The 8930-nt window shown below is 39.6% G+C and carries 9 protein-coding genes; all 9 read right to left on the minus strand.

From position 1 onward, the window contains the following. On the minus strand, positions 1-371 hold a 371-nt coding region (locus VMW39_02715), incomplete at its 3' end, for a phosphoglucomutase/phosphomannomutase family protein (protein ID HUW22931.1). A gap of 133 nt (positions 372-504) precedes the next feature. Continuing rightward, the gene (locus VMW39_02720) at positions 505-1545 is read right to left on the minus strand and encodes a mannose-1-phosphate guanylyltransferase (GenBank protein ID HUW22932.1); all 1041 of its coding nucleotides are present in this window, start codon (positions 1543-1545) and stop codon (positions 505-507) included. Between the two features lie 17 nt (positions 1546-1562). Next, positions 1563-2480, minus strand: coding sequence for an SDR family oxidoreductase (locus tag VMW39_02725; protein HUW22933.1), 918 nt, complete (start codon positions 2478-2480; stop codon positions 1563-1565). Between the two features lie 111 nt (positions 2481-2591). Continuing rightward, a complete protein-coding gene (locus tag VMW39_02730) occupies positions 2592-3806 on the minus strand; it encodes an O-antigen ligase family protein (protein ID HUW22934.1) in 1215 nt (404 codons plus the stop codon). Between the two features lie 215 nt (positions 3807-4021). Then, complete coding sequence (locus VMW39_02735) at positions 4022-5875, minus strand: nucleoside-diphosphate sugar epimerase/dehydratase (protein ID HUW22935.1); 1854 nt, start codon at positions 5873-5875, stop codon at positions 4022-4024. Further along, complete coding sequence (locus tag VMW39_02740; protein HUW22936.1) at positions 5872-6654, minus strand: class I SAM-dependent methyltransferase; 783 nt, start codon at positions 6652-6654, stop codon at positions 5872-5874. The genes VMW39_02735 and VMW39_02740 overlap by 4 nt, the downstream gene beginning before the upstream one ends. 1 nt (position 6655) lies before the next feature. Next, entirely contained in the window at positions 6656-7765 is a 1110-nt protein-coding gene (locus tag VMW39_02745; protein ID HUW22937.1) for a DegT/DnrJ/EryC1/StrS family aminotransferase, read from the minus strand. 9 nt (positions 7766-7774) lie between these two features. After that, positions 7775-8767, minus strand: coding sequence for a pyruvate dehydrogenase complex E1 component subunit beta (locus VMW39_02750; protein HUW22938.1), 993 nt, complete (start codon positions 8765-8767; stop codon positions 7775-7777). Then, positions 8751-8930, minus strand: a 180-nt coding sequence (locus VMW39_02755; protein HUW22939.1) for a thiamine pyrophosphate-dependent enzyme, incomplete at its 5' end; no start/stop codon positions are given. The genes VMW39_02750 and VMW39_02755, both read right to left, overlap by 17 nt.

Here is an 8930-nt window from a genome sequence, read left to right on the forward strand (position 1 = left end):
GCCGAGCCTCCGTAGAGAGCCTTAAATTTAATACCACAAAACTGTGGAGGATTATGCGAGGCAGTAACCATTACCCCGCCATCGCATTTTCCTTCCACTATGGCAAAAGAGACGCAAGGAACAGGAACAGACTTATTACTAAGAATCACTTTGATTCCATTTCCGGATAAAACTTCAGCAATTAGCAAAGCATATTTCTCAGCAAGAAAACGATTATCATACCCCACAACCACCCCTTGTGGCTTGTTACCTGTCGCTTCTTCCTTTAGGTAGTCTGCTATCGCCTGGGCAACGATTCTCACATTATCGAATGTGAAATCGTCAGCAATAACTCCTCTCCATCCATCTGTGCCAAACTTAATTTTTACCATACCAGGATTACCAATCCCTCCCTTTCGGGAGGACTCCAAAAGATTCTGGAGTAGCAGAGCTTGCTCTGCGTTATTAATACGAAACAAGTTTCGCTACTCCAAAAATCCTGGAGTCCTTGCGAAAGCAAGGAAACTATATGTATTTTTTAAATTTTGGGTCTTTTTTTAACTTCTCCACCAATTTCTTAACCTGTTGACCCTTTCCTTTGGGAAAGACTAAGGTAACATCTTCTGTAGAGACAATAATAAGGTCAGATACGCCAATTGCAGATAATAGTCCTTTCTTATTTACAATTGTGCAGTTTTGAGTATCCATCATCGAAACTCTGCCTATAATAGCATTCTTCCCTCTGTCGCGCGAAAGAAATTTATCCAGCGACTCCCAGGAACCTAAATCCTCCCAGGAGAAATCGGCAGGAATGAGAAGACTATTCTTTGCTTTCTCCATTATCCCGTAATCAATAGAAACATTAGGCAATCCAGGATACAATTTACTTATGTTCTTTGAAGAAACCATTTGCAATTTCTGGTAGAGGGAAGGCATATATTTCCCTATTGCCTCCAGAATTACTGACTTCCTCCACACAAACATTCCGCTATTCCAGAAAAATCTACCAGTTTTAATGAACCTTTCGGCGTTCTTCTTATCCGGCTTCTCTACAAATCTTTTGACCCTAAACACCTGTTGTTTCTCTTTATTCCCTGCCTCTATGTATCCATAACCAGTTGCCGGGTATGTTGGTTTAATACCAATAGTAATTAGATTCTCCGTTTCTTTAGCAAGCGTAACTGCTTTTTTCAAAGTATCCAGGAATTTTCTTCGAGGCTTAATTATATGGTCTGCCGGTAAAACAACCATAACCGCATCTTCTTTAATCATTTTCGCCGCCAGGCCAATACAGGGAGCAGTATTCCTCCCAACTGGCTCAGAGATTATGTTTTTTCTGGGCAGCTGGGGAAGCTGGCGCTCAATGGCCCTCGCCAGGGGACGTCGGGTTACCACAAGGATGTCTTGAGGAGAAATAAGTGGCTGGAGTCTATCCACAGTTTCCTGCAGAAGACTCTTCTTTCCGGTGAGCGAAAGGAGTTGTTTGGGAAATTTCTCTCTACTTAACGGCCAGAATCTCTCCCCTTTTCCTCCCGCCATAATCACAGCTTTAATTACCATTTTCATCCCCTACCCCCTTACATCTACTGTTCCCTAAAAAAATCTATTGTCTTTTTTAACCCTTCTCTAATGTCTACCTTTGCCTTCCAGCCAAGCTTTTGCTCCGCCTTCTTCACATCAAGAGAACTCCTCATTAACTCTCCAGCCCTGAGAGGTTTATACACTGCCTGTTTAGAGTATTGGGTTAGTTCTTTCATTTCTGAAAATAACTGATTTACCGAGGTAGATCTACTTGTCCCAATATTAAATATCTCGTTATCGCCATTTTCCAGACATAAAATATTCGCCTTCACTACATCTCCTACATAGACATAATCACGCACTTGCTCCCCATCGCCAAAAATATTGACTTCTTCGTTATTAAGCATCTTCCCGGAAAAGATTGCCACAACTCCAGCCTCACCATAAGGGTCCTGCCGGGGACCATAAACATTGCCATAGCGAAGTGCAGTATATCTTAAACCATAAATTTTCTCATAAGTAGAGAGATAACATTCCATGGCATACTTGCTTACGCCGTAAGGAGAAATAGGAGAAATGGGAGAATCTTCATTAGGAGGGAGATTGCCACATTCGCCGTAAATTACACCACCACTGGAAGCAAAGATTATCTTCTTAATTTTGTACTTCCGACAATTCTCTAAAATATTAAGTGAACCTTCTATATTAATCCGGGCATCAAAGGCAGGGTCATCTATGGACTTTCTCACGTCAACCTGGGCTGCATGATGACTAACAATATCAATTCCTTCTTTGTTAAAAACCTCTTCCAGTGCCTTATCACAAATATCTAAATTGTAAAACTTAGCTTTCTTATTCAGATTCTCTTTCTTCCCCGATGATAAGTCATCTACAACAACGACTTCATATCCCTTCTCGATATAAGCATCAACAACATTAGACCCAATAAACCCCGCCCCTCCTGTCACCAATATCTTCATATCCTCTTTTCCCCTGGAGTCCTCCCGAAAGGGAGGGTCCATAAACGGAACCTTGCTTTCGCAAGGACTCCATAATTTTTGGAGTCCTCCCGAAAGGGAGGGTTTTTAAACTTATTTTGCTTCTTTTATCCTGGGAATAACCATAACCATACCGAGAAGGAAATAGAAAAGCATGACTACTTCTGAATCCCCAAAATTATACTGACTCAATCCGGCAATTAGAAAAGCGGTAAGCGATCCCAGAAATCCCCATACAAAACCTTTAAAATACCCGTCCTCCAGTTCCTTGAAAATGTGAAAACCAACCTTGTAAATGGTTACCAAGAGCCAGAGAAATATACCCAATCCCAAAAGTCCACTGTCCACAGCCACATCCACGAAATTGTTGTGAGCATTGCTTACCGACTTCTCCTCTTCGCTCGGCCTATACCTTGGGTACACTTTTCTAAAGCCTTCCCAACCCACCCCTGTAATCGGATAATCTCTTAATATTCTCAGACTTCCCTCCCAGAACTCTGTTCTATCTCCAACTGGATGCTTGGACTTAACAGTTCCCGCCACCCGCTGAGCGAATTCCAAGGAAGGGAGAGCTAGAATCAAAATAGAACAAATCATAATTCCAGCTAAAATTGACAGAAGCAATCTTCTGCTACCCAAAATACCCATAAATATCAATCCGACAATCAATCCTATCCACACCGCCCGACCATATGAAAAGATTATGGCAGTCAGGATAATCAACCCTGACAACTGCAACCAGCGTTTCTTCCTTCTTATCCTAATATAAGAAGACAAGCCAATTACCACTGGCAAGACCAACAATATATAGTTTCCAAAAGTCGCCGGACCGTCAAAGAAACCTGTACTTCTGGCCATAGGCAAGCGGAGATGCTTAACGTTGCCGAAAAAATCTATTTTGGTAAGATGCTGGAAAATGCCGTAGGCTCCTCCAATCGTAGTAATCAAAACCAGAATTCGCACTAGCCTCTTAAACTGAATTGTGTCTTTGACATTATTCACAATTAGGAAAAAAATAAACATCCAGCCCAGAGTCATATAGGCTTTCAGGCTATGTTTAAAATTTACTGCCATAATTACCCCTATAGCTGCAGCAACCAGAAAGGCGACAATTGGTATATTAAGGGGATTTCTCGCCAGGCAAAATTTTTTCGTCAAGAACATCCTGACTAACCAAAACAAAAGTGCAAAAGATACGGCGGTCTGGGCTCCGGTAATGGAAATCGGTGACCAGAAGACAAACAGAATAAGAAAAGCCCCAACCAACCAATCGCAATATTTCAATAATTTATCTTTAACGACTTCCATATCGCTTCCTTGTCGTTAGGTATTTGTCATTTATCATTACCGTAAATAGTATGAATTTTTAAAAGGGTAATTCACGAGAGTTGACGCATTCAGAAAAAAATACCTTTAAGAATTGATGCCAAAATTTGTAGAGGTTACGGCAGCAGAAAAAAATAATAGTAATCTGTTCAAAAGCGTACTGGACATTAATTCTTTATAGAGATATTATCTTTGCATCAATTTTTATTTTCCTGGTCTGGCACATAAGAAGGTACTATTTCGTGTATTTTATTCAGAATTCTCTTCGTATCCATCATATGTGCTAACCTTTCTAGTTCCTTAACCTGGTTCCTTAGTATACGTGATTCGAACTCATTTGCCTGGGCGATGTAGATTTTCTCATACTTAGTAGTTTTATCTTTCTCTACATCGTGCAACGTTTCTTCATACAACTTTTCTCCCGGTCTTAATCCGATAAATTTAATAAAGATATCTTTATCTAACTTAAGTCCCGAAAGGGTTATTAGATTACGTGCTAAATCCAGTATCTTTATCTGCTCACCCATATCTAAAATAAAAATTTCCCCTTTTTTTCCTATTGCCCCTGCCTGAAGGACAAGTTGAGCAGCTTCACTTGCACTCATAAAATATCTTTTGGCTTCAGGATGGGTTACTGTTACAGGCCCCCTTTCCTCAATCTGTTTCTTAAAAAGTGGAATAACGCTACCGTCGGAGCCAAGCACATTCCCAAAACGAACCGCCATAAATCTTGTCTTACTATCCTTAGCCTTAGCCTGTAATATCATTTCACTAATTCTTTTAGTTGCACCCATAATACTTTTGGGATTTACGGCTTTATCTGTGGAAATCAAAACAAATCTTTCCACCCCATAGTGATTGGCTGCATAGATAAGATTGCGAGTTCCAATAATGTTGTTTTTTACCGCTGCTGCAGGATTTTCCTCCATCAAAGGAACGTGTTTATGCGCTGCAGAATGAAATATCACATGAGGTTTATAACGGGAAAATGTATGCTTTAATAGACCGATATCTTTTATATCTCCAATAATTGTTGTGAATTTAACTTGTGGATATTTTGTCTTAAATTCAACCTCTAAGAAATAAACGTTATTTTCATTATGGTCATAAAACATAAGTTCTTTTGGGGAAAAAAGAGCTATCTGTTGACAAAGTGCCGAACCAATTGAACCACCTGCACCTGTAACCAAGATACGTTTATTCCTAATATAATGACTTATCTCTTGTGCATCTATCTCAACTGTTTCTCTACCTAAAAGGTCTTCCGGCTTTACCCCTCTGGGTCTTACTTCTAAATCTCCACTTAAAATTTTCTGCAACCCAGGAACAATTTTAAGCTTAACGTTCGGTATCTGACAATGAGAGATAATTTCTCTAATAATCTTCCCTTTAGCCGAAGGAATAGCTAAAATGATTTCTTCAACTCCATACTTGTTAACGATAGCTGGGATATCATGTTTTGTGCCTAAAATTTTTATCCCTTGAATTCGTAAATTCTTTTTCGTAGGATTATCATCTATAAAGCCTACAATTTCCATATTCATAGCGGGATTATTGCGACATTCCCTTAATACCATAACTCCCGCTTCACCTGCTCCAACAATAATCACCCTTTTGTTTATCTTCGCTGATACAGGTTTAAATATCTCTATAAATAAACGCGTTACAAAACGCAACCCTCCAATAAAAGCTATGCATAAAATCCCATCCAGAAAAAATATTGAACGCGGGTAACCCACAATATTATAAATAAAAACGACCCCTAAGATAAATACAGCGGTAGAAAAGAAGTTTGCTTTGATGATTCTCCATAAGTCATCTATACTGGCATAACGCCAAAGTCCAGAGAAAAGTCCATAATAATAAAAGATAGCCATCTTAATAATAATCAAAAGAGGTAATGTTTTTAAAATAATTGGAAAATACTCACTTCTTAATCGAAAATCAAAGCGCAAGTAGAAAGCACCTACATACGCAATAATGACTAAGATAAAATGAACAACTATAGTAAAAAGACGGCGATATTTATGAATAAAATAATTTATCTTCATTTATAACCCACAACATACAAAACCTTATATCCAAAATTAGGAGAATCATAAGGTATAGAAACAGGAGGGGTATATTCTGCCATTCCACCAGATATTTCCGGCGGCAAGGGTAGCAACTTTCCGTAGAAAATTCTTTTCAACAGTTCTTTGCCTTCCATTGTTTTCGGAATTATCTTTAAAGCAACTGCTTTCCTCTTAATCCAAGAAATAATTCTATTTTTAAATGTTTTAGCTATTACAGGATAGTCTCCATAAAGGACTATGTCACCAAAATTATTCTGCTTTAGCAAGCCGAATAACTCGTGCGCAGAGAAATATTTATGACTATAAGGACTGGGATTAAAACCCGACCAGTCTTTGTTAGCCGTACAAATAAGAAGATTGCCCCCTTTTCTTAAAACCCTTTTTGCTTCTTTAACGAATTGCTCTGGATTTGCAAGATAATAAATAGCTTCATACAATATCACTAAATCAAAACTATTATTATCGAACGGCAGTTTATGCGCGTCCAGGATTTTTAACTCAATATTCTCTTTGTCTTTGTAATATTCCCGTGCAAATCTTAAGTTATTCTCATCAATATCAGCGCCTATAACTTTTTTTGCTTTTTTTGCTAAGTACCCTAACCCTTGCCCCGAGCCGCAAGCAACCTCCAATACTTCCTTTCCCTCACAAAATTCAGACGCAAAACGGTAACGTGTATACATTCGTTGTATCTGTTCCCTGCTGACTTTATACCCTGTTACTTCTGTTACTGTACTAAAATCAACTCGTCCCATATTACCTTCTAAAGAAATCCCTAATCGTTTTGATTACGATTTCAACTTCTTCATCTGTGAGCTGGGGATACATCGGTAAAGAAATAACCTCCGCGCTGATCCGTTCCGTCGTTGGGAGTTTAAAATGTCCAAGCCCTAAAGCCTTCTGTTTATGTAACGGCGTTGGCCAGGATATCAACACTTCAACACCTGAATCCCTAAGATACTGAGCTAAACGATCACGTTGCCCAGACCTAATTACATAATTTTGATATACATCAAAATAATCATTATTTGAACAAGGATGAATAATTATATCCCCCACGTCCGTAAGTCCAACATCGTATAACTTAGCTATCTCTCTGCGTCGTTCTATCCACTTATCAAAGTAGTCGAACTTCATATTAAGCATTGCAGCGTGCAAATTATCAAGCCTGCTGCACCAGCCAAAACACTCAATCACTTCTGCAGAGTCAACCCTCCCACTGTCTCTGAACGCCCGGAGTTTTCTTGCCAGTCTATCATCATTAGTACAGACCATCCCACCATCCCCCGCAGCACCCAACATCTTTGCCGGGTAGAAACTGAATATGCCTGTATCACCAAATGAAGCACACCTCTTATCCTTAAATTTCGCACCTAACGCCTGTGCTGCATCTTCGATTACTTTAAGGTTGTATTCCTTTGCCAATTCTATAATTTTCACCATATTACAGCTATGACCATTGAGGTGAACCGGGATAATGCCTTTCGTACGCCTTGTGATGGCAGATTCTATTTGATCCACATCCATATTAAAGTCATCCTTAATATCAATCAAAATAGGTATAGCCCCGCATTGGACAATCGCACCCACAGTAGCTACAAAGGTATGGGCAACAGTGATTACTTCATCACCCGGTCCAAAACCTAAGACATGAGCAGAGAGGTATAACGCATCCGTACCCGTATTCACCCCGATAGCATATTTGGTTCCTACATATTCGGCTATTCTTTTTTCAAATTCCTCTAAATGCCTTCTGAGTATGAAATCTCCGCCCGACATTACCTCTTCAAAGACGACATCAAACTCTCTTTTCATTTGTCGGTATTGTCTGGGATAGTTTACAAATCTTACCTTATATGGCCGCATTCCTCACCTTTACATTAAATCTCTTATAGTACTCGCAATCTTTCTATGGTCAGGATAATATGCCTTTTCTAAATTAGAACTTGCCGGTGCCGGGGTATCGGGCAAAGCTATCCTTCTAATAGGCGCCTTTATATTTTTAAATGGATTCCCTGATTCCGATATTGTAGCCAATATCTCAGCAGATAAACCGCAACTCTTCCAGCCGCCATCAGCAATTACCAACCTTCCCGTCTTCCTGACCGATTCGAAAAGAAGTTTTTTGTCCAACGGCTTAATTGAACGTAAGTCTATTACCTCTACATCGATTCCATCTTTTTTTAAGTCTTCTGAAGCCTTCATTGACTCAACTACCATATAAGAGGTAGCTACCAAACTCACATCCTTTCCCCTTTTTCTGATAATCCCTTTACCAATAGGAATAGAATAAACTTTTTCCGGAACCTCCCCCTCTAATGTATACAACCAGCGGTCATCTATATAGACTACAGGGTTGTCATCTCTAATCGCTGAAATCATCAATCCCTTTGCGTCATAGGGAGTAGAGGGCATTACTACCTTTAACCCCGGAATGTGAGCAAATAAAGCATAAAGCGCCTGGGAATGTTGTGCGGCCTGTTCACTACCTCTATTTATTATAGCCCAGATGACCACCGGAACCGAGCCTCTACCGCCAGACATATAATGCCAATTTGCTGCTTCGTTAATAATGGGATCCAGTGCATACATCATAAAATCCATCCTGGGATGTACAACTATCGGCCTCATTCCAGCTATAGCTGCTCCTACGGCAGCACCCGTAACAGCATTTTCAGAGACGGGCGTGTCAATAACCCTTTCTGGCCCAAAATCTTCCAGAAGTCCCTTGGCAGTATTACCCACATACCATGGACTTTTAACACCTTGTCCGATGAGAAAGACCGATTTATCCAGCAACATCATCTGGCGAAGTGCTTCATTGATAGCCAAGCTATATTGCAACCTTCTATTATTCTTTGAAGACATACTTCCTCAATTCACCTTTTTTGGGATAGGGACTTTTTTTAGCAAAAATATGAGCCTCATTAACTTTTCTTCTTATTTCCTTCTTTATCGCCTCTAAATTTTCTCTCTTAAAAATTTTATCCCTGAGGAGATACCGCTCAAAGTTTCTAGTTGGGTCTTTTTT

The organism is bacterium (genome assembly GCA_035530055.1).
In the GTDB taxonomy this organism is placed as follows: domain Bacteria; phylum UBA6262; class WVXT01; order WVXT01; family WVXT01; genus WVXT01.

Bases quoted from the DNA above. Each gene is read 5' to 3' on its own strand.
- VMW39_02720 (HUW22932.1), bottom strand. From the start codon at position 1,545: ATGAAAATGGTAATTAAAGCTGTGATTATGGCGGGAGGAAAAGGGGAG.
- VMW39_02725 (HUW22933.1), bottom strand. From the start codon at position 2,480: ATGAAGATATTGGTGACAGGAGGGGCGGGGTTTATTGGGTCTAATGTT.
- VMW39_02730 (HUW22934.1), bottom strand. From the start codon at position 3,806: ATGGAAGTCGTTAAAGATAAATTATTGAAATATTGCGATTGGTTGGTT.
- VMW39_02735 (HUW22935.1), bottom strand. From the start codon at position 5,875: ATGAAGATAAATTATTTTATTCATAAATATCGCCGTCTTTTTACTATA.
- VMW39_02740 (HUW22936.1), bottom strand. From the start codon at position 6,654: ATGGGACGAGTTGATTTTAGTACAGTAACAGAAGTAACAGGGTATAAA.
- VMW39_02745 (HUW22937.1), bottom strand. From the start codon at position 7,765: ATGCGGCCATATAAGGTAAGATTTGTAAACTATCCCAGACAATACCGA.
- VMW39_02750 (HUW22938.1), bottom strand. From the start codon at position 8,767: ATGTCTTCAAAGAATAATAGAAGGTTGCAATATAGCTTGGCTATCAAT.